At 63.7% G+C, this 18715-nt stretch carries 15 protein-coding genes; 4 read left to right on the top strand and 11 right to left on the bottom strand.

What is annotated here, in order from left to right; genetic code table 11:
• Positions 1-7: 7 nt before the first annotated feature.
• Together OKQ63_RS03285 and OKQ63_RS03280 are read right to left on the bottom strand one after the other, a co-directional pair.
• Positions 8-1039: an ABC transporter permease gene (locus OKQ63_RS03285; protein WP_264212544.1), complete on the bottom strand. Its 1032-nt coding sequence runs from the start codon at positions 1037-1039 to the stop codon at positions 8-10.
• 69 nt (positions 1040-1108) lie between these two features.
• Positions 1109-2071 carry an ABC transporter substrate-binding protein gene (locus tag OKQ63_RS03280; protein WP_264212543.1) on the bottom strand — a complete coding sequence of 321 codons (963 nt, stop codon included), beginning with the start codon at positions 2069-2071 and terminating at the stop codon, positions 1109-1111.
• Positions 2072-2249: 178 nt separating this feature from the next.
• On the opposite strand from OKQ63_RS03280, the gene OKQ63_RS03275 reads away from it, so the two are divergent.
• Entirely contained in the window at positions 2250-3224 is a 975-nt protein-coding gene (locus tag OKQ63_RS03275; protein ID WP_264212542.1) for a LysR family transcriptional regulator, read from the top strand.
• 27 nt (positions 3225-3251) lie between these two features.
• On the opposite strand, the gene OKQ63_RS03270 is transcribed toward OKQ63_RS03275, so the two are convergent.
• A complete protein-coding gene (locus OKQ63_RS03270; protein ID WP_264212541.1) occupies positions 3252-4769 on the bottom strand; it encodes a trimethylamine methyltransferase family protein in 1518 nt (505 codons plus the stop codon).
• 189 nt (positions 4770-4958) lie between these two features.
• On the opposite strand from OKQ63_RS03270, the gene OKQ63_RS03265 reads away from it, so the two are divergent.
• On the top strand, positions 4959-7394 hold the full coding sequence (locus OKQ63_RS03265; RefSeq protein ID WP_264212540.1) for a GcvT family protein: 2436 nt from the start codon (positions 4959-4961) through the stop codon (positions 7392-7394).
• Positions 7395-7543: 149 nt separating this feature from the next.
• On the opposite strand, the gene OKQ63_RS03260 is transcribed toward OKQ63_RS03265, so the two are convergent.
• The 3 genes from OKQ63_RS03260 to OKQ63_RS03250 all read right to left on the bottom strand — a co-directional run bounded on the left by OKQ63_RS03260 (position 7544) and on the right by OKQ63_RS03250 (position 10686).
• Complete coding sequence (locus tag OKQ63_RS03260; protein WP_264212539.1) at positions 7544-8809, bottom strand: ABC transporter permease; 1266 nt, start codon at positions 8807-8809, stop codon at positions 7544-7546.
• The gene (locus tag OKQ63_RS03255) at positions 8806-9612 is read right to left on the bottom strand and encodes a taurine ABC transporter ATP-binding protein (RefSeq protein WP_264212538.1); all 807 of its coding nucleotides are present in this window, start codon (positions 9610-9612) and stop codon (positions 8806-8808) included. The genes OKQ63_RS03260 and OKQ63_RS03255 overlap by 4 nt, the downstream gene beginning before the upstream one ends.
• A gap of 78 nt (positions 9613-9690) precedes the next feature.
• Complete coding sequence (locus tag OKQ63_RS03250; protein WP_264212537.1) at positions 9691-10686, bottom strand: taurine ABC transporter substrate-binding protein; 996 nt, start codon at positions 10684-10686, stop codon at positions 9691-9693.
• A 171-nt stretch (positions 10687-10857) separates the two neighbouring features.
• On the opposite strand from OKQ63_RS03250, the gene OKQ63_RS03245 reads away from it, so the two are divergent.
• Positions 10858-11838, top strand: a complete 981-nt coding sequence (locus OKQ63_RS03245) for a LysR family transcriptional regulator (protein WP_264212536.1) — start codon at positions 10858-10860, stop codon at positions 11836-11838.
• Between the two features lie 155 nt (positions 11839-11993).
• Positions 11994-13271: a histidinol dehydrogenase gene (hisD, locus tag OKQ63_RS03240; protein ID WP_264212535.1), complete on the top strand. Its 1278-nt coding sequence runs from the start codon at positions 11994-11996 to the stop codon at positions 13269-13271.
• Between the two features lie 29 nt (positions 13272-13300).
• Here the strand turns inward: hisD and OKQ63_RS03235 are convergent, their stop codons facing one another.
• The 5 genes from OKQ63_RS03235 to nosZ are packed head-to-tail and all read right to left on the bottom strand — an operon-like array spanning position 13301 to position 18709.
• Positions 13301-13819 carry a nitrous oxide reductase accessory protein NosL gene (locus tag OKQ63_RS03235; RefSeq protein ID WP_264212534.1) on the bottom strand — a complete coding sequence of 173 codons (519 nt, stop codon included), beginning with the start codon at positions 13817-13819 and terminating at the stop codon, positions 13301-13303.
• Complete coding sequence (locus tag OKQ63_RS03230; protein ID WP_264212533.1) at positions 13816-14637, bottom strand: ABC transporter permease; 822 nt, start codon at positions 14635-14637, stop codon at positions 13816-13818. Before OKQ63_RS03230 ends, OKQ63_RS03235 begins: the two co-directional genes overlap by 4 nt.
• Positions 14634-15536 carry an ABC transporter ATP-binding protein gene (locus OKQ63_RS03225; RefSeq protein WP_264212532.1) on the bottom strand — a complete coding sequence of 301 codons (903 nt, stop codon included), beginning with the start codon at positions 15534-15536 and terminating at the stop codon, positions 14634-14636. Before OKQ63_RS03225 ends, OKQ63_RS03230 begins: the two co-directional genes overlap by 4 nt.
• Complete coding sequence (locus tag OKQ63_RS03220; protein ID WP_264212531.1) at positions 15529-16797, bottom strand: nitrous oxide reductase family maturation protein NosD; 1269 nt, start codon at positions 16795-16797, stop codon at positions 15529-15531. The genes OKQ63_RS03225 and OKQ63_RS03220 overlap by 8 nt, the downstream gene beginning before the upstream one ends.
• A 1-nt stretch (position 16798) precedes the next feature.
• Positions 16799-18709, bottom strand: coding sequence for a TAT-dependent nitrous-oxide reductase (gene nosZ / locus OKQ63_RS03215; RefSeq protein WP_264212530.1), 1911 nt, complete (start codon positions 18707-18709; stop codon positions 16799-16801).
• Between the last annotated feature and the right edge of the window lie 6 nt (positions 18710-18715).

Genomic DNA, 18715 nt, shown 5'->3' with positions numbered 1-18715 from the left:
GCCGCTCCTATTGGGATTTATGTGCAGGATCGATGCGCTGCAGCGCCGCCTTGGAGCAGCGGTCCAGCACCACTGCCAGCAGCACGATGCCGAACCCCGCGACAAGGCCGACGCCCAGTTCCAGATTGCGGATGCCGCGCAGGACAAGCACCCCCAGCCCCGGCGCCGAGACCAGCGAGGCAATCACCACCATCGCCAGGCTCATCATGATGGTCTGGTTCACACCGGCCATGATATTGGGCAGCGCCAGCGGCAGCTGCACGCCGAACAGTTTCTGCCGTTCCGGCATGCCAAACGCATCGGTGGCCTCGATCACGTCGCGGTCCACCAGGCGGATGCCCAGATCGGTCAGCCGGATCACCGGCACGATGGCATACAGGATGATGGCAATGCCGTAGAGTTTCGGCTCGGTCACCGAAAACAGGAAGATCAGCGGGATCAGATAGACAAAGCTCGGCAGCGTCTGCAGCATGTCGAGCACCGGCAGCATCACCCTTTGGGTGCCATCGGACCGGGACATCAGAATGCCGATGGGCACCCCGAGCAGCACGCACAGCCCAGTACAGACAAAGATGATCGACAACGTCTGCAGCGCGACATCCAGATGATCGATCACCCCGAAGAACAGGAACACCAAGGCCACAAAAGCCGTCACCGCGCGGTGGCGGGTGGCGGCCCAGGCCGCATAGATCAGCACCGGAATCAGCACCCACCAGGGCACCGTGGTAAAGAGATAAAGCGCGGCTTCCAGCATCCAGGACAAGGGCTGCGTCAGCGGGTCCAGCACGAGTTTCAGCCCGTCCTTGACCGCCAGGAAACCCGCCTCGACGCCCGCCGTCATGTCGCGGGTCTGCGGGATGGCCGCGCAAGCCTCATGCAAGGTGTCCAGTGACGGGAATGGCAGCGCCGCGCCGCTTTCGCCGTTGCCGCCCTGGGTTTTGGCCAGCAGCTGCGCCATGCTCATCGGCGTGTCTGCTGCCCCGGTCTCGCACCAGTCGCGCAGCCCCAGCCGGTCTATTGCGGTGTCATAAAATGCCATTGCTGCCGTGCCCGTTGGATCTTCTGCGAACGGCCCCGCCCGGAAAGGCAGGGCTGTCCAGGGTTCAGGTCATTTCAGCAGAGCCGAGACGTTTTCCCGCGCGCCATCGCTCAGCCACTCCGGCCAGACGTCCTGATGCGTGGTCAGGAAATAGACCGCACCCTCCTCGGCGGAGGCGTTGTTGTCCTCCATCCAGGCCAGGATGCCGTTCATCTGCGCATTGGTGAAGGACACCTTGGACATCAGCTCGGCAATCTCCGGCTCGCGCTGCTGGAAGCTGGCGGTTGCGGCGGTTTTCACCGCAGCGCTGGGATAGGCGGATACGCCGGGGTTTGCGCAATCCTTGGCGCCGTTGCAGGTGTGGGTTTCCGGGTCGTGCCCGCCCACATCCACCAGCACCATCGGGTATTTCCCCAGGATGGCCGTCGGCGCCCAGTAAAAGCCGAACCAGGGCTTTTCGTCGGCATAGGCCGAGGCCAGCGCAGTTGCCAGGGTCTCACCCGAGCCGTGGTTGAACACCTCGATCCCCTTGCCCTCCAGACCGATGATTTTGTTCATGTTGTCATTGACGGTGCGGCAGCCCCAGCCGTCGGGACAGTTGTCGAACCGGCCGCCCACCAGCGCCGGGTTGGCCAGGATCCCGTCCAAAGTTGCTGCTTCAGGGTTGGCATCGACCACATACTGCGGCACCCACCAGCCCTCGATGCCGCCATCGGACAGCACGTCGGCCAGCTCCACCAGCTTGCCTTCGGCCACCAGGTTCGCATAGGCGGGTGCGGTGTTCACCCACAGCTCGGTCAGAATGTCCGGCGTGCCGGTCTCCGCCACCGAGGTCAGCGCGGTCGGCGTCGACGACGGCACCGTGGTTACCTTGCAGCCGTAGCCCTGCTCCATCAGGAACTTGGAGACCGAAGTCACCACATTGGCCGAGGCCCAGTCCATCTGGGTGATCGTCACCCCGCCGCAGCCTTCCGCCCAGGCGGGGGCTGCAAAGCCCAAGGCACAAACCGATGATAACAGCAGTCTTTTCATTCTGATCTCCCTGCACAGCTGGCGGCATCTGACGGCCGCAGAGTGTTGTGGGTCTGACGCTTCCATATTTCGCTGCACCGCCAGAGACAGAACGCACTGCTCCAAATTTTTGCTATCATTATTCTGATTTTTTGCGAAACCTCATGACGCCGCCCTTCGACTGTGAAAGAGATCCGCTATGCCGAGCCACTCCGCCCGCAAAGATCTGAGCCTCAAGGGGCTGGAACTGTTTCAGATCACCGCCCGCAAAGGGTCGCTGCAGGACGTCTCCGAGGAGACCGGCCTGTCGGTCAGCACCATCTCGCATCACTTGCGCAATCTCGAAGAGCATCTGAGCGTCGAACTGTTCAACCACAGCCGCCGACCGATGGTTCTGACACCCAAGGGCCAGGTGTTCCTGCGCAATATCGACGACGCTCTGCACGCGATCCGCAAGGCCAAAGCCGAAGCCTCGGCCGGCAATATCGCCGAGGCCAGCTATCTGCGGCTGGGGACCGTCGAAGATTTCGACAGCGACATCACTCCGGAGCTGGCAGTGTTTCTCTCCACCAGCATGCCGCGCTGCGATTTCATGTATCACACCGATTCCAGCCACGCGATTCTGGCGATGCTGCGCGACCGGCAGCTGGATCTGGGCATCACCACCACCCCGGCCGAGCGCCTGCGCGACCTGCAGGACAAACCGTTGCTGCGCGATCCGTTTGTCGTGGTTCTGCCCCGGGCAGGCGAACATCTGCTGCAGGAGGTGATCGAAGGCCGCAGCAAGCTGCCGTTCCTGCGGTTTTCCGGCAGCCTGATCATCGCCCGGCAGATCGAATCGCAGCTCCGCCGCATGGGACTGGCGCTGCCGCACCGGTTCGAATGCGGCAGCAATCAGACGCTGATGGCCATGGTCGCGGCGGGCGCCGGCTGGACCATCACCACGCCGCTGCTGTTTTCCCGGGCCAAGCGGTTCCAGCCCAAGCTGAAAATGGTCGCCTTTCCGGGCAAGAGCTTTTCCCGCACCCTGGCGATCATCTCCACCCCGGATTGCTCGCGATCGATCCTGGATCTGGTGGACGCCCGGATGCGCATGCTGATCACGCAGCACGCGATCAAACCGTTCCAGGAAACCGCCCCCTGGCTGGAGAAACGGTTTACCCTGCTGTCCTGATGCCCGGCCACGCGCCGGTCGGCTTGGTCAAAGGATCTTGAACCGCGCCCGGATCTCCCTGTCCTGCTCCTGGCTCAGATACTCCGGCTGATGCCCGCGCAGGATTTCCCCTGCCCGCACCCGCGCCTTTGCCCAGGCATCCGGCGCGCCCTTTTCGGCCCAGGTGCGCGGCGCATCCCGGTCCGCCAGCGCCGGGTAGAAATAATCCCGCTCCATCGCCGCAAAGGTATGCTGGCCGCCCAGGAAATGCCCCTCGCCCAGAACCGCGTCGCAGATCGCCTCAAAGCCGAGGTTCTCGTCGCTCACCTCGATCCCCCGCAGGGCGCGGTAGGTATGCGAATGCATCTCGTCATCCAGCACAAACCCCTCGAAACTTGCCCCCAGCAGCGACGCCGTCATGCCGGAGCTTTCATAGATCAGGTTGCCGCCCGCCAGCGCCGCCGCCAGCGAGGTCAGCCCCTTTTCCATGCCGTATTGCGCGTCAATCGCCTTGGCATCCGTCATCGAGCAGGCCACGCCGGAGGGCAGTCCCAGCCAGTTCGACAGCTGCGCCGAGGCCGCATTCAGCACCGCGGTTTCGCCGCTGCCGCCGGAAAACGCCCCGGTGCGCAGATCAATGACCAGCGGCCAGTTGGAAAACACCATCGGAAAGCCTGGCTGGATCGCATGCACCATCACCAGGCTGGCCAGGGTCTCCGCCAGCGATTGCGCCAGGAAGCCCGCCAGCGTCGCCGGTGCCGTGGCGCCCGCCTGCGCTGCGGTGATGCAGGACATCGGAATATTGTGCCGGATGCACTCATAGACGACATCCACCGCGTCCTCTCCGTACCGCATGGGGGAGATAACCGGGCTGATATGCGCCTTGAGGAAGGGGCGTCTGGAAAACGCCCCCGCCCCGCCCGCGGCGATATCCAGCATGTCCACAATCGGCGCGACATGTTCGGCCAGCGTGAACGATGTCGCCACCGGTTTTGTGGTGTTCTTCAGCAGCGCATAAACCGTGTTCACGTCGAGGTCGAAATTGTCCGGCACATCGGTTGCCACGCAGCAGCGGGTGAACCAGCTGATATTGGCCAGCGTGTCCTGCAGCCGGGTGAAATCATGCAGGTCAGCCAGGGTCGATGGCCGGTACAGCCCGCTTTCCATATCCAGCGTCTGCACCGCTGCACCGCCGGTGCCGAAATGCACCGCGTTGCCGCCGACCGTGATCGACCGGCGCTCATCCCGCCCGTGCAGCACAAAGGTTTTGGCCGCCTGATCGATCGCCTGTTCCACCATGACCGGGGGAAACAGCACGCGTCCCGCACCATTGTCCGTTGCCCCTGCGGCCAGCAAGTCGGCACGCAGCCGCGGCGGCACCTCTCCCATCCCCAGTTTGGCCAGCAGATCCAGCGCGGTGGTGTATATCCGCTCCAGCTCGGCCTGGGTCAGCGGCTTGTAGGCACCGCCGATCTGGCCTGGCGGACAGGGATCAATGGCCGGCTTTGCCGCCCGCTGCGCCAGTCTTTCCCTGCGTCCGCCCCTCTTAACCCGCTGCTCTGCCATATCCGTGCCCTCCTGCGGCAATCCCTCGGAGTTGACTGTTCTGGCTGCAGCCTCCGGCTGGCAATCACCGAAGACTGCCTCCAACGTCTTCGCAATAAATTTTCGAATTCTTGAGAAAAGCAAGGATCGCATTGCTGCCCTGCCCGGAGCGGCGCTTAGTCAGGCAAATTCCATCCGGAGGGTCTTTCCATGAAATCGCGTACCAAAGTTGTGGTCATCGGCGGCGGCATCGCCGGCTGCTCGACCCTGTACCATCTCACCCAGGAGGGCTGGTCGGACGTCGTACTGGTCGAACGCAACGAACTGACCAGCGGCACCACCTGGCATTCGGCGGCGCAGGTCACCAACTTCGGCATGAACCAGACCATGGTCGGCCTCAAGACCCATTCGATCAACCTCTACAAGGAGCTGGCCGAAAATCCGGAATACCCGATCAACTATCACCATGCCGATGGCGGCATCCGCTTGGCCAATACCGAAGCGCAAATGCAGGGCTACCGCCACTTTGCCTCGATGGCGCGCGGCATGGGGGTGGAGTTTGAGGTCATCGACGCCAAGGAATGCGCCCGCCGCCACCCGCTGATCTCTACTACCAACCTGCTGGGCGGGCTGTGGGACCCGCTGGACGGCGACATCGACCCGGCCCAGCTGTGCCAGGCGCTGGCCTATCACGCCCGCAAGGCCGGCGCCGAGGTCTACCGCAACACGCCGGTGACCGCGCTGACCCAGCACAAGGACGACACCTGGACTGTGCACACCGAGCATGGCGACATCGACTGCGATATCGTGGTGAACGCCTGCGGCTACCGGGTGAACGAGGTCGGCGCGATGATGGGCGTGCACCACCCCGTCGCCTCGATGGAGCACCAGTATTTCCTGACCGAGGACATCCCGGCGATCAAGGAAGCTGGCCACCGGATGCCGCTGCTGCGCTGCCCGATCTCAGACTATTACAGCCGTCAGGAAAAAGGCGGCCTGCTGGTCGGGTTCTACGAGCAGGACTGCAAGACCTGGGGCATGGACGGCATCGACCCGAATTTCGTGAACGCCCTCTGCCCGGACGATCTGGAACGGGTGATGGATGTGCTCGAAGGCGCCTTCGAACGGATGCCTGCGCTGCAGGAGACCGGCATCCGCTCGATCGTCAACGGCCCGATCACCTATACTATTGACGGCGCGCCGCTGGTCGGCCCGATCCCGGGCGGGCGCAACGCCTTCTGCATCATCGGCCTGCGCGCGGGCCTCGGCGAGGGCGGCGGCCACGGCTGGCTGCTGGCGCAGCAGATCGTGCACGGGGAAGCGCAGTATGACACCTGGTGCATCGACCCGCGCCGTTTCACCACCCACACCAATGTCGAGCTGACCGCGCTGAAGGCGATTGAGGACTACCAGAACGAATTCCGCTTCCACTTCCCGCATGAGCACCGCCCGGCAGGCCGCCCGGCCAAGACCACGCCGCTGACGCCGGTGCTGGCAGCAGAAGGCGCCGAGTTCACCGTGGTGAACGGCTGGGAGCGGGTCGACTACATCAAGCCGTCGGCGGACTTTCATCCCTCTCTCACCTTCAACTTCGACGAGGCGTTCGATGTGGTCGCGGCAGAAGTGAAGAACCTGCAGGTGAACGCAGGCCTGGCAGAGGTGAACGGCTTCAACCGGTTCGAAATCACCGGCACGGACCGCCACGCGTTTCTTGACCGGATGTTCTGCGGCACCGTCACCAAGCGCGCGGGCCGCGTCGGGCTTGGATACCTTCTGAACCATCACGGCATGGTCAAGGGCGAGGCCACGGTGGCCAACCTGCCCGCCTCCGACCGCGGGCCGGAACGGGTCTGGTACGGCTCTGCCGCCGCCAGCGAATATCACGACATGGACTGGCTGCAGACCCACCTCCGCGATGATGAGGACGTGCAGATCCGTTCGCTCACCAACGACCAGACCATTCTGGTCCTGGCCGGCCCCCGGGCAAGGGACGTGCTCTCAGCCTGCGCCCGGGGCGACTGGTCGGCAGCCGCCTTCCCCTGGCTGTCGGTGCGCGAGTGTTTCATCGGCTTTGCCCCGGCCACGGTCATGGGTGTCAGCTTCTCCGGCGAGCTGGCCTATGAAATCCACGTTCCCAATGCCTCGCTCTATGCCGCCTATCTGGCGTTGCGCAAGGCAGGCGAGGTGCATGGCCTCAAACTCTTTGGCGCCCGCGCCGTCGAGTCGATGCGGATGGAGAAAGGCTTTTTGCACTGGAAGGCCGACCTGATCACCGAATTCGACCCGTTTGAGACCGGGCTGGACCGTTTCGTGAAGCTGGAGAAAGGCGAGTTCATCGGCAAGGAGGCCCTGTTGAAACGGCACTCCGAAGGCCCGCGCAAAAAGCTGGTCACACTGCAGGTAGACGCCGCACATGCCCCGGCCCACGGCGGCGCCTCGCTGATGCAAGGGGGCAAAGTCGTCGGCACCGTGACCTCCGGCGACTGGGGCCACCGGGTGGGGATGAACCTGGCCTATGCCTTTGTCGAGCCGGAGCTGGCGGCGGAAGGCTGCAGCATGCAGCTGGATCTTTGCGGCGAGCTGGTGGCGGCCACGGTCATTGCGCCCTCGCCCTATGATCCGGGATTTGACCGCATCCGAGGATAACTCTTCGCCCGGCCGACAGGCCGGGCAGCGCCCGCTCCTCCCCACGGGAGGGCACTGCCCTCAGTGACTTCCTTCAATTGCCAGATACCTGAAACGCAGAGCGCCCGGGGACATCCCCGGGCGTTTTCTTTACACATCTCAGCCTCAGATCAGCTGCGGCCTTTCCACGGCACCAGCCAGCTCTCGGCCCTGCGCATCAGAATGTCGATGCCATATCCGATGATGCCGATCAGCACGATGCCCATGATCACAATATCGGTCAGCTGGAACTTGGACGCGGCGATGATCATCATGCCGGCGCCCTTTTGCGCGGCAACCAGCTCAGCGGCCACAACCGTGCCCCAGCAAACCCCCATGGCAACCCGCGCGCCGGTGAAAATCTCCGGCAGCGAATTCGGCACAATCACATAGCGCATGATCTGCCACTTGGAGGCCCCCAGCGAATAGGCCGCGTGGATTTTCGAGATGTTCACCCCCGAAACCCCGGCCCGTGCCGCGATGGTCATGATCCACAGCGCCGCTAGGAACAAGAGCACGATCTTGCCGGTCTCCCAGATGCCGAACCAGATGATCACCAGCGGGATCAGTGCCAGCGGCGGCACCGGGCGCATGAATTCCACAATCGGGTCGAACCAGCCGCGGAACCAGCCGGAAAGGCCCATCGCATAGCCCAGCGGAATGCCGACAATCGCCCCGGTCACAAACCCGGCGATCACCCGCGCCAGCGACCAGCCCAGATGCTGCCACAGCGAGAAGTTCTGATAGCCTTCGGAAGCAATCTCAAAAAACCGCGCCACCACGGTTTCCGGCGCCGGCAGCCAGATCGGGTTCATCTGCAACCCGCCATGCGGAGTAAAGCTGATTGCCCCCTTGCCGGTCAGCGCCACCGTGCCGTCGCCGGTGTCCACTGGCGAGCCGGGACCGATCGGCTCGCCATTGATCGCAACAATACGGGCGCCCTCCTTGCGCTTGACCTCATCATTGCGGTCAAAGATCAGCGTCGTGGATCGCCCGGCCTGCGCCGCCAGGGCATCGTTTTTGGCGAACCCTTCGCCCGGCTCCACGTCGAAGTCGGGGCTTTCTTCGCCGAACCCTGCCACCCGGACGGTGATCTCCGCCTCATCGGTGGCTCCATCCGCGTTCTCCAGGGTGTAGGTGAACTGGGTTTCACCGGTGAACGGTCCGGGCACATGAATGGGAAACAGCTTGGAGCCGGTGAAGGCCGCCCAGATCACAAAGATCGCCAGAACCGAGATGATCGAGGCCGCCCGGTCCGGGGTGACAGCGCTTTCGTCCCCGAAGGTCACAGTCTTGAGGCTGGTGAAGTCCTGCCGCGACTGCATCCCCTTGCGGATGATCTGCACCAGAAAGAACGCACCGGCGAACAGCGCGATATAGAACAGCAGAACCGTCATGCCACTTGCTCCGTCCGGCCCATGATTTCCTCTTCCATCTCCCAGATCATCGACAGGATCTCATCCCGGGTCTCGGCAAAGCCTTCGGATTTCTTGACGTCTCGCAAATCGGCATTCACCCCGCGTTCGGCAAAGGGCAGCTGGTATTCGCGGTGGATGCGGCCCGGCCGCGGCGCCATCACGATCAGCCGCTCGCCCAGCAGCAGCGCTTCCTCCACCGAGTGGGTGATCAGGATGATGGTCTTGCCGGTCTCCTTCCAGAGCTTCAGAACCAGCCCCTGCATCTTCTCGCGGGTCAAAGCGTCCAGCGCCCCCAGCGGCTCGTCCATCAGGATCACATCCGGCTCATTTGCCAGGCAGCGTGCCAGCGCCACCCGCTGCTGCATGCCGCCGGAGAGTTCGTAAACCGCCTTTTCCTTGAAATCCTGCAGGCCGACGATGTCCAGCAGATGGTCCGAGATCCTCTCCCGCTCCGCCTTGCCCCTGCCCTTCATACGGGGACCGAATTCCACGTTGTCGCGCACGTTCATCCACTCAAACAGCGCGCCCTTCTGAAACACCATCCCGCGTTCGGCGTCAGGTCCTGTCACCAAGTGGCCGTTCAGTTCGACCACCCCGCCGGTGGGAGCGAGAAACCCGGCGAGGATGTTCAGCAAAGTGGTCTTGCCGCAACCCGACGGGCCCAGAACCGACATCAGCTCACCCGCTTTCAAATTCATTGAGACGTCTTTCAGCGCCTGTACCGAACTGCCATTGGGCAGATCAAAGCGCATCGAAACACTCTTGATGTCCAATCCCGACATTTTTTCCCCTTCCTGATTGAACCGCGAACGGGGACGGCCCGGGAACCGGGCCGTCCGCCTTGATCAGATGAATGCGGCTCAGTTCTGCGCGGCTGCCAGCGGCGCGCTGTCCACGGCACCTTCATAGGAGTCCAGCGCCGCCTCGATGCTGCCCGCATTCACGAACACATCCGCCACGCCTTTCATGAAGCTTTGCGCCCCCCCGCCCAGCCATTTCCCGGTCAGCTGATCTTCAGCGGAAGGGAAATTGAAGGTGGCGATGGTGGCCTCGGCATCCGCCAGATCCATACCGGCATCTTTGGCAATGACCGGCAGCATCTCGTCCTTGTGATCGCCGGAATTCCACATCGCGTTGGCATCTGCGGTCACTTTCAGGAATTTGCTCAGCAGCGCGCCTTCCTCGGCGATGAAGCCCGCCGGGGCGCTGGTCACGTCAAAAACCAGGATACCCAGCTCTTCCTTCTCGGCGCCGGTCAGCAGCACGTTGCCATGCTCCAGCATCCGCCGCAGCGCGCCGCCCCAGCCGCAGACCATGTCCAGGTTGCCCTGAGCAAAAGCTGCGGCGCCATCAGCAGGCGCCATGTCGACGATTTCCATCGAACCGATATCAACCCCGAAATGCGCCATCTGCGACAGGAAGTTGTAATGCGCGGCGGTGCCGATCGGCACACCGACCTTCTTTCCGGCCAGTTCGTCCGCGCTGGCCTTGTCGATCTCCAGCGCCTCGGCCACCACGCAGTTGTCATTGTCGGAATAGCTTACTGCCACATCAACAATCTGAATGTCCTGGCCTGCGGACGTGGCCACCACAAACGGCGGCACGCCCTGGCTGACGGCAATCTGCACGTCGCCCGAGGCCATCGCCGCCGACATCGCCGTGCCGGTATCGAACGACACCCAGTTGATATTGACGCCCAGTTCTTCCTCATAGGTGCCGTTGGCCTTGGCAAACTGGAACGGCATCGGCCATTCAAGAAAATAGGCGACGGTGATCTCGTCCAAAGCAGAAGCTTGCGTGGCCGCGGTCGCAGCGGCTGCGGCACAGACTGTTGAAAGCAGGTACTTCTTGATCATATTGGTTTTCCTCCCAGGTAAATCCCGGGCCCGTTCCTTGCGGGCCTCGGTCAGATATTTTTGCACGTCAAACCATATCCGGGAAGCAAATCCACAGTAGAATAAAGTTGCCTTTGCGGCCAAAGTAAAACTTAGTTTGGCTTTTTACGGAATAACGTCGCCAATCGGGAGATGCCGCCAGTGCAGAAATCTTTGAGTCTGAGATGGCTGGAAGTGTTCCAACTTATCGCAAAATCCGGGTCGATACAAAAGGCCGCGACAGAGACCGGCTTGTCGATCAGCACCGTGTCCAACCACCTGCGCAGCCTGGAAAGCGCGCTTGGCGTCGACCTGGTCGATCACACCCGCCGCCCGATGGGGCTGACGCCTGCCGGGGTGGTCTATGCCCGCTACGTCTACGAAGGGCTGATGACGCTGAAGCGCGGCGAGGCGGAAATCCGTTCCGGCAGCTGGCAGCACGCAACCGACCTGCGGATGGCCCTGCTTGATGATTTCGACAATGAGGTGGGGCCGGAGCTGTTCCAGTTCCTCTCCACCGCCCTGCCCCGCTGCAACTTCCGCCACTATACCCGCCCCAGCCACGAGATCATCGGAAAACTGCAAGAACAGAAGCTGGATGCCGGTGTCGCCACCCGCCCGGCCGGGCTGCTGCCGGATCTGATCGAATACCCGCTGATGCGCGATCCGTTCATTCTGGTGCTGCCTGCCGGATACACCGGCAGCGTCGAGGAGCTGACCAGACCGGACGCGCAGCTGCCCTTCCTGCGCTACTCCCGCGACCACACCATCGGCAAGCAGATCGAGACCCAATTGACCCGGCTCAAGATTTCCCTGCCCAACCGGTTCGAACTGGAATGCAACCAGTCGATTATCGGCCTGGTGGCGGAAAGCAGCAGCTGGACCATTACCACCGCCGCCAGCTACCACCGCGCCCAGCGCTTTCATGACAAGGTCAAGGTGGTGCGCTTTCCCGGCAAGAGCTTTGCCCGCACAGTGTCGCTGTTCACCACCAACGTCTATCCGGCGGCAACCTCAATGCTGATCCACGAGGCGTTGCAGAAATCCCTGCGCCACCATTTCACCGACCCGATCAGCGCCCGCTTTCCCTGGCTGGCCGAGGAATTCCGGACACTGCCGGCAATAGACGCCTAGGCACGCGGGGCAATTCGAAACAAACATCCGTGTTTTTCGAAACCAACGGGCCACGGCTTGACCGCCCGGCCTGCCGGGCGCTGATTTGGGCGCACCCCGCGCCGTGCCCTTTCTTGCGCATCCGGCGGCCCTCTAACCGAAAATGAGCTGACCCCATGGCAATCACCTACCTGAAACAGGCCCAGCCGCGCCCAGCCGCCGAGAACAGCGACATCCGCGATACCGTTGCCGTGATGCTGGCCAATATCGAGCGCGAGGGCGAAGACGCCGTGCGCCGCTATGCGGAGAAGCTCGACGGCTGGACCGGACCCATCGTGGTGACAGACGCGCAGCGCCGCGCCGCCTGCAACCGGGTCTCGGATCAGCTCAAGGACGACATCCGGTTCGCCCATGCAAACATCCGCCGCTTTGCCGAGGCGCAGAAGGCCACCATGGGCGAATGCGAGGTCGAGGTCATTCCCGGCCTGATCGCGGGCCAGAAGCAGATCCCGGTCTCCAGTGCGGGATGCTACGTGCCGGGCGGCCGCTACAGCCATATCGCCAGCGCGCTGATGACCATCACCACCGCCAAGGTGGCCGGCGTGCCGCACATCACCGCGGTGTCGCCGACGCGCCCCGGCACCGGCATTCCCGATGCCATCATCTATGCCATGGACCTGTGCGGCGCCGACCTGATCCTGAACCTGGGCGGCGTGCAGGGCATTGCCGCCATGGCCCAGGGCCTGTTCGGCGCCCAGTCCGCCGACATTCTGGTCGGCCCCGGCAACTCCTTTGTTGCCGAGGCCAAGCGGATGCTGTTCGGCGCAGTTGGCATCGACATGTTCGCAGGTCCCACCGACTCACTGGTGATTGCCGATCACACCGCCGAAGCGGAAACCGTCGCCTGGGACCTGGTCAGCCAGGCCGAACACGGTGCCGACAGCCCGGTCTGGCTGGTCACCACCAGCGAGGCGTTGGCCAAGGGTGTCATGGCCCGGGCGCAGGCGCTCATCGACCAGCTGCCGGAACCCAACCTCTCCGCCGCCCACCGCGCCTGGCACGAGCGCGCCGAGGTGGTCCTGTGCGGCAGCCGCGAGGAAGCGGCGCAAGTGGCCGACCGCTACGCGCCCGAGCATCTGCAGGTGCAGGCCGAGGACCTGGACTGGTGGCTGGACCGCCTCACCGCCTATGGCTCGCTGTTTCTGGGCAAGGAAACCACAGTGTCCTTCGGCGACAAGACCTCAGGGCCCAACCACGTGCTGCCGACCAGCGGCGCTGCGCGCTATACCGGCGGGCTGTCGGTGCACAAGTTCACCAAGACCGTCACCTGGCAGCGCTGCTCCGCCGCGGCCTCGCACGAACTCGCCCAGCGCACCGCCCGCATCAGCCGGATGGAGGGCATGGAAGGCCATGCCATCGCCGCGGAATTGCGGCTGCAGCCGGAAACGGCCTGAGGCTCTCTGACGCCGCGGCTGCACTGCGCTCAGGACGGCGTTTCCAGCTGCTGGTCCAGATCGACCGGTCCCAGGACCGCGTCGTCGGGAATGTCGTCGAACCCGGCGACGGTGCCGCCAAAGCGGCCGGCAAACCGCGCCGCTTCCTCAGGCGCGGCAAACGGCACAACTTCCGGCGCGCCCATGCCGCCGGCCACGTTGGAGCCGACCACAAAATGCGCAGCCCGGGCGTCAATCCAGTTATTTGGACCGGGATGCGCCCAGCTGGCGGCCGCGCCCATGTCGCTTACATAGATGGCGGTGATCTCCGCATCCCGCTCGGGACCTTTCACATAGGCCGCCAGATCGCGCACCTGGGCAAAGAACAGCGGAGCGGGAAAGCCGTCCAGATGAATCTGCCCCTTGGGGCCTCCGTGCTCCGCCACGTTCATCTGGCAGAAATAGCTCAGCGCAACCTCAGTCAGCTCCACCGGCGCGGGCGGCGCCTTCGCCTCCTCCTCCTGACAGGCGGACAAAGCCAATGCGGATGCAAGGATCAGGCGTTTCAAGGCTCCACCCTCCGGAACGCGGCGCAGGCCAGCAGGAAGCCCAGCGCGGGCCACAACAGCAGCGACAACGGCGCCGCCCAGCCGGGCAACGCACTCGCCGCGCCCGCCATGCCGCTGGACAGGGCCACGCTTTCCGAGGCCGCCACATTCCACAGACGGAACGCATCGGCCGGGTTCGCAACCATCACCCAGGGAAAAATCTTCTGTGTGAACACCCCGCCGCTGTCCATCACCACGGCCCCCAACAGGCCCAAGTCAAAAAGAACAACAAACACCAGCCACACGCCCGCCGACAGGCCGGCCGCGGCGGTGGCGCCGCTGGAAAGCGCCGACAGCGCATAGCCCAGCACCAGGAACACCGCGCCCAAGAGGATCGAGGTCAGCACCAGCCGCCCCAGCGCCATCAGGCTCTCTGCCCCTGCACCGCCGAACCAGGCGGCAACCGCACCCGCCGCGCCAAAACCGATGCACATCGCCACCGCCAAGGCCGCCAGATGCGCCATCAGCTTGCCCAAGAGGATCTCTGCCCGCCACGCCGGATAGGCCAACAGCAAGGCGAGGCTGCCGCGGTCGCGGTCGCCCGCCACTGCATCAAACCCCATCATCAGCGCCAAGAGCGGCGCCAGATAGACCGACAGCGTGGTCATCGACGCCACGGACACCGTCAGCATGTCCACCCCCAGCGTCCCGGTCGGTGCGGAGCCGGCAAAGGACAGCGCCAGCGCAAAGGCCAGCATGATCAGCGTAGCCATGACCAGCCAGCGGTTGCGGCGCAGGATCAGCATTTCGGCGCGGGCAATCGCAAAGGCGCGTCTCATTGGGCTCCCTCCCCGGAATAATGGCGGTACAGGTCTTCCAGCCGTGGCGGCACCATGTCGATGTCAGCCACCGCATCTCCCATCGCGGCGATCTTGCGCAGCTCGGCCATCTTGTCCTGCGGGCGGCACAGAATCTCGACCGCGGCGCCGTTGATCCGCCGCCCGCCGGTCTCAATCGCAATCCGGCCGGCTTGCGTGCCGCTTGCCTGCACGCGCAGCTTGACCGGCAGCCCGGCCTGCGCCGACAGCCCCGCCAGCGTGTCATCGGCGACCTTCACTCCCTTGCGCAGGATCGCGATGCGGTCGGTGCGCGCCTCCACCTCGGTCAGCGCGTGGCTGGCGATCAGCACCGCCGCGCCCTGTTCGGCCAGCTCGTTGATGATGGCATAAAGATCCTGGCGCGAGATCGGATCCAGCCCGCTGGTCGGTTCGTCCAGCAGCGCCAGTTTAGGGCGTCCCAGCAGCACCTGCGCCAAGCCCAGCCGCTGCCGCATCCCTTTGGAATAGGCTCCGATACGGCGGTGCATGGCCTCGCCCAGGCCAACGCGTTCCAACAGTGCGTCAATGTCCGCGTGCTCCCCGGCAAGGCGGGCAAACAGCGCCAGCTGCTCATGCCCGGTCAATGCTGGGTGAAAGCTGACCGCCTCAGGCAGAAAGGCGGTGGCGGAGCGCGCCGCCGCACTGCCGGGCGCCGCGCCGCAAATGCGGATGCTGCCGCCCTCGTGGCGGATCAGGCCCAGCACCGCCTTGATCAGCGTCGACTTGCCCGCGCCGTTGTGGCCAAGGAGTGCCAGCCGCTCACCCGGTGCGATGTCCAAATCGATGCCATGCAACACCTGTGTCCTGCCGCGGAACTTGTCCAGCGCGCGGATCTGCAGCGGGCTGTTTGCGTTATCCATCTTGTTCAACCTTTCTGGCGGCATCGGGCCGCTCCGGCCGCATCAGCGGGTGGCTGTCGATCACCCCGCCCGGCAGCAGCGCCGGGAAGGCCGACTGCGACCAGCGCACCAGCTGCACCGCAGGCGAGCCCATCAGGAGTTTCGCCGCCGGCTGGGTCCACAGAACATGATCCATGCTGTCATTCGGACGGTAGGGCGCATCGGCGATGCCATCCCCGTCCACGTCAAAACCTGCGAAATCGGACCAGTAGTTGCCCTGGCCGTCCTCGCTCCATTCCACCCATTTGGTGGAGACAAATTTCACCTGATGCCGGTTGCCGACAAAGGCGTTGCCGACCATCCGGTTGCCGGCACTGCCTGCGGTGAAATGGATACCGATGCCGCAGCCCTCGAACCAGTTGCCGGAAAAATCATTCTTGTGCGCGTTATAAAGGAAGGTGCATTTGTCCTTGGCGCCCTTCACATAGTTGCCGCGCACCTCGCCCTGATTGGCATAGTTCAGCATCACCCCGTGATCGCGGTCATTCAGCGAGACATTCCCGGTCACCTTGACCCGTTTGGAGAACATCACCGCATAGCCCAGGTGATTGCCGATCGAGACATTGCCCAAGACCTCGGAATTGTCGGCGTACATGTAATGCACGGCAAAACGCAGGTCGCGGAAGGTATTGTTTATGAATCTGTTCTTCTTGGAGCTGTTCACAAATATCCCGTCGCGGCCAAAGCGGATGTCATTGCCGTCCACCACCGCACCCGGCGCGTTCCAGACATAAACCCCGTTGCCGCGGGCGTTCATGTGCCGGTCCAGGCGGCCCTCGATGCGGTTGCCCTGCACCAGGCTGTCCTTGGCCCCGTGAATGTCCACGCCGTAAAGGTTGCCCAAAAGCACGTTGTTCAGGATCCGCGGCGCGTGGGCCGTCTTGGTCAGCTTGATGCCGCTGTCGATCTCCTGATGCGAGGAGCCGGAGCCAATCACCCTCAGGTTTTGCACGGTAACGCCAGGGCCGGTCACGGTGATGACCGACCCCAGCCCCCGGCCGTCCAGTGTGGCCTGCCCCTGGCCATCGATGATGACAGGGCGGCCCAGCACCAGGGTTTCGGCATATTCGCCGGGAGCGAGGCGGAGGGTGTCGCCATCCGCCGCCTGCGCCAGTGTTTCGGAAATGGCCCCTGCCCGGTTGGGCACGTCCCAATCCGCCGCCCAGGCCGGTGCCAGGCAGGAGAGAGCCGCAACCAGAGATATGGGCAGGAGCCGTTTCATGTTACGCGCTCCGCGGCTCGACCAGCATCCGGCCGCGCATTTCCATGTGCAGCGCGTGGCAGAACCACTGGCAATAGTACCAATGCACACCCGGGCGCTCTGCCTTGAAGGTGACCGAAGCGGTGGCCTGCGGCCCGACCTCCATCGCGACGCCGAAGTTGGACAGGCAGAAACCGTGGGTCAGGTCGTCGATGTCATCGAGGTTGGTGACATAGACGGTGACCTCATCGCCCTGTTTGACGGTGAACTTCTCCAGGCTGAAGTTCGGCGCCTGGCTGGTCATGTAGACCCGCACCTTGTCGCCGTCGCGCACGATGGTGTCCTGCCAGTCGTCCAGATCCACCCCGTCCGCTTCAGCCTGCGCCCGCGCCTCGGCCCACATCGGGTCGTTGCGGTCCCAGATGCTGACCGGGTTCACCTTGGAACGGTGCACGATGATCGAGTCATGCGGCTCGGCAAAGGTCGGGCCGTCGTGCACCACCTTCATCTTGTCGCCGGAAATATCGATCAGCTGCTCGTTCTCGGGCTTCAGCGGGCCGACGTTCAGGAACCGGTCCTTGGAGAACTTGTTCATCGAGATCAGCCACTTGCCGTCCGCCTCGGCGGTTTCCCCCATGGAGGTGGAGTTGTGGCCCGGCTGATACTGCACATCCAGCTTGTCCAGGATCGGGTCGACATCGGCGCCCGCATAGGCCTCAATCGCCTTGGCGATGTCCCATTTCACCACCTGGCTGTCGAGAAACAGCGTGGTGTAGGCATAGCCGCGGTTGTCGAAGGCGGTGTGAAGCGGCCCCAGCCCCAGCTGCGGTTCCGCCACGATGGCCGAGCGCGGATCGGCGTCGGCATCAAACAGTGCGTCCAGTTTCTCGACGTCGATCACCGAAACGGTCGGCGACAGCTTGCCGTTGACGCAGACGTGCTTCTTGTCCGGCGCGGTGTTGATGCCGTGCGGCGAGTTCGGGATCGGGATATAGCGGGTCAGCTTGCCCGGCGCGCCCTTGCGCCCGTCCACCACCTTGGCGCCGTTCAGCTCCTGATACTCGCCAGCCTCAATGGCCGCCTCAATGGCCGCGATGTTGAAGACAACCACGTGGTCCAGCTCGTTCTCGGTCATCTCGGCCAGGGTCATGCCCATTTCCGAGTTGTAGGAGGTCGAATAGGCGTATTTGCCCTGATAGTCGCAGTCGGTGTTGTCCAGGTTGCCCGAGACGATCACCTGCCAGGCAACTTCCATGCTGTCGCCGTCGATGGCCGAGAAGATGTTCACATACTGCGACGGATCATCCAGGATCTGGCCGTCATTGATCAGCGGCGCCTCGTGCTCGCCATTGGCAAAGACATAACCGGTGCGCGGGAACTTCTGCGGGCGCAAGCCGTGGATGTCCTTGGCGTTGGGGATCTCGATGATCTTGTCGCATTTCATCACGTCGCAGCGCACCCGGGCCACACGGGTATTTGCCTTGTCGTTCATGAAAATGAAGCGGCCGTCATAGGTGCCGTCGGTGAACGACATATGCGGGTGGTGCAGGTCGCCGTTGTCATAGGTGACCTTGCCGTTGGCGGCCAGGAACTCCTTGGTTTCCGGCAGCAGCCCTTCGGTCAGGATCTTCAGCGACTCGTTGGTCTGGCCCCAGCCGGTGGCCGAACAGCGGTTGAACACCGGAATGCGCATGAATTCCCGCATCGACGGCACGCCCAGAATGCGCAGCTCGCCGGACTGGCCCGAGGACCAGAAGCCATAGTATTCGTCCAGCTCGCCCGGCGCCAGATTGACGCCCTCTGCCGCCTGCGCGGGCTTTGCGCCCAAGAGCGCGGAGCCCGCACCCGTGGCTGCCAGCACGGCACCGGTGGCAGTGGCCCCCAGCAGGCCGCGGCGGGTGACGGGGAGTTTGTTTGTCAGATCTTCAGACATGATGTC

Source organism: Leisingera thetidis (assembly GCF_025857195.1).
Taxonomy (GTDB): Bacteria; Pseudomonadota; Alphaproteobacteria; order Rhodobacterales; family Rhodobacteraceae; genus Leisingera; species Leisingera thetidis.
This window is presented reverse-complemented; position numbering and strand designations above follow the sequence as displayed.

Excerpts from the sequence above, each read along its gene's own strand:
- OKQ63_RS03255 (WP_264212538.1), bottom strand. The coding sequence starts at position 9,612 with ATGTCGGGATTGGACATCAAGAGTGTTTCGATGCGCTTTGATCTGCCC.
- nosZ (WP_264212530.1), bottom strand. The coding sequence starts at position 18,709 with ATGTCTGAAGATCTGACAAACAAACTCCCCGTCACCCGCCGCGGCCTG.
- OKQ63_RS03285 (WP_264212544.1), bottom strand. The coding sequence starts at position 1,039 with ATGGCATTTTATGACACCGCAATAGACCGGCTGGGGCTGCGCGACTGG.
- OKQ63_RS03265 (WP_264212540.1), top strand. The coding sequence starts at position 4,959 with ATGAAATCGCGTACCAAAGTTGTGGTCATCGGCGGCGGCATCGCCGGC.
- OKQ63_RS03220 (WP_264212531.1), bottom strand. The coding sequence starts at position 16,797 with ATGAAACGGCTCCTGCCCATATCTCTGGTTGCGGCTCTCTCCTGCCTG.
- OKQ63_RS03275 (WP_264212542.1), top strand. The coding sequence starts at position 2,250 with ATGCCGAGCCACTCCGCCCGCAAAGATCTGAGCCTCAAGGGGCTGGAA.
- OKQ63_RS03270 (WP_264212541.1), bottom strand. The coding sequence starts at position 4,769 with ATGGCAGAGCAGCGGGTTAAGAGGGGCGGACGCAGGGAAAGACTGGCG.
- hisD (WP_264212535.1), top strand. The coding sequence starts at position 11,994 with ATGGCAATCACCTACCTGAAACAGGCCCAGCCGCGCCCAGCCGCCGAG.
- OKQ63_RS03225 (WP_264212532.1), bottom strand. The coding sequence starts at position 15,536 with ATGGATAACGCAAACAGCCCGCTGCAGATCCGCGCGCTGGACAAGTTC.
- OKQ63_RS03250 (WP_264212537.1), bottom strand. The coding sequence starts at position 10,686 with ATGATCAAGAAGTACCTGCTTTCAACAGTCTGTGCCGCAGCCGCTGCG.
- OKQ63_RS03280 (WP_264212543.1), bottom strand. The coding sequence starts at position 2,071 with ATGAAAAGACTGCTGTTATCATCGGTTTGTGCCTTGGGCTTTGCAGCC.
- OKQ63_RS03245 (WP_264212536.1), top strand. The coding sequence starts at position 10,858 with ATGCCGCCAGTGCAGAAATCTTTGAGTCTGAGATGGCTGGAAGTGTTC.
- OKQ63_RS03230 (WP_264212533.1), bottom strand. The coding sequence starts at position 14,637 with ATGAGACGCGCCTTTGCGATTGCCCGCGCCGAAATGCTGATCCTGCGC.
- OKQ63_RS03260 (WP_264212539.1), bottom strand. The coding sequence starts at position 8,809 with ATGACGGTTCTGCTGTTCTATATCGCGCTGTTCGCCGGTGCGTTCTTT.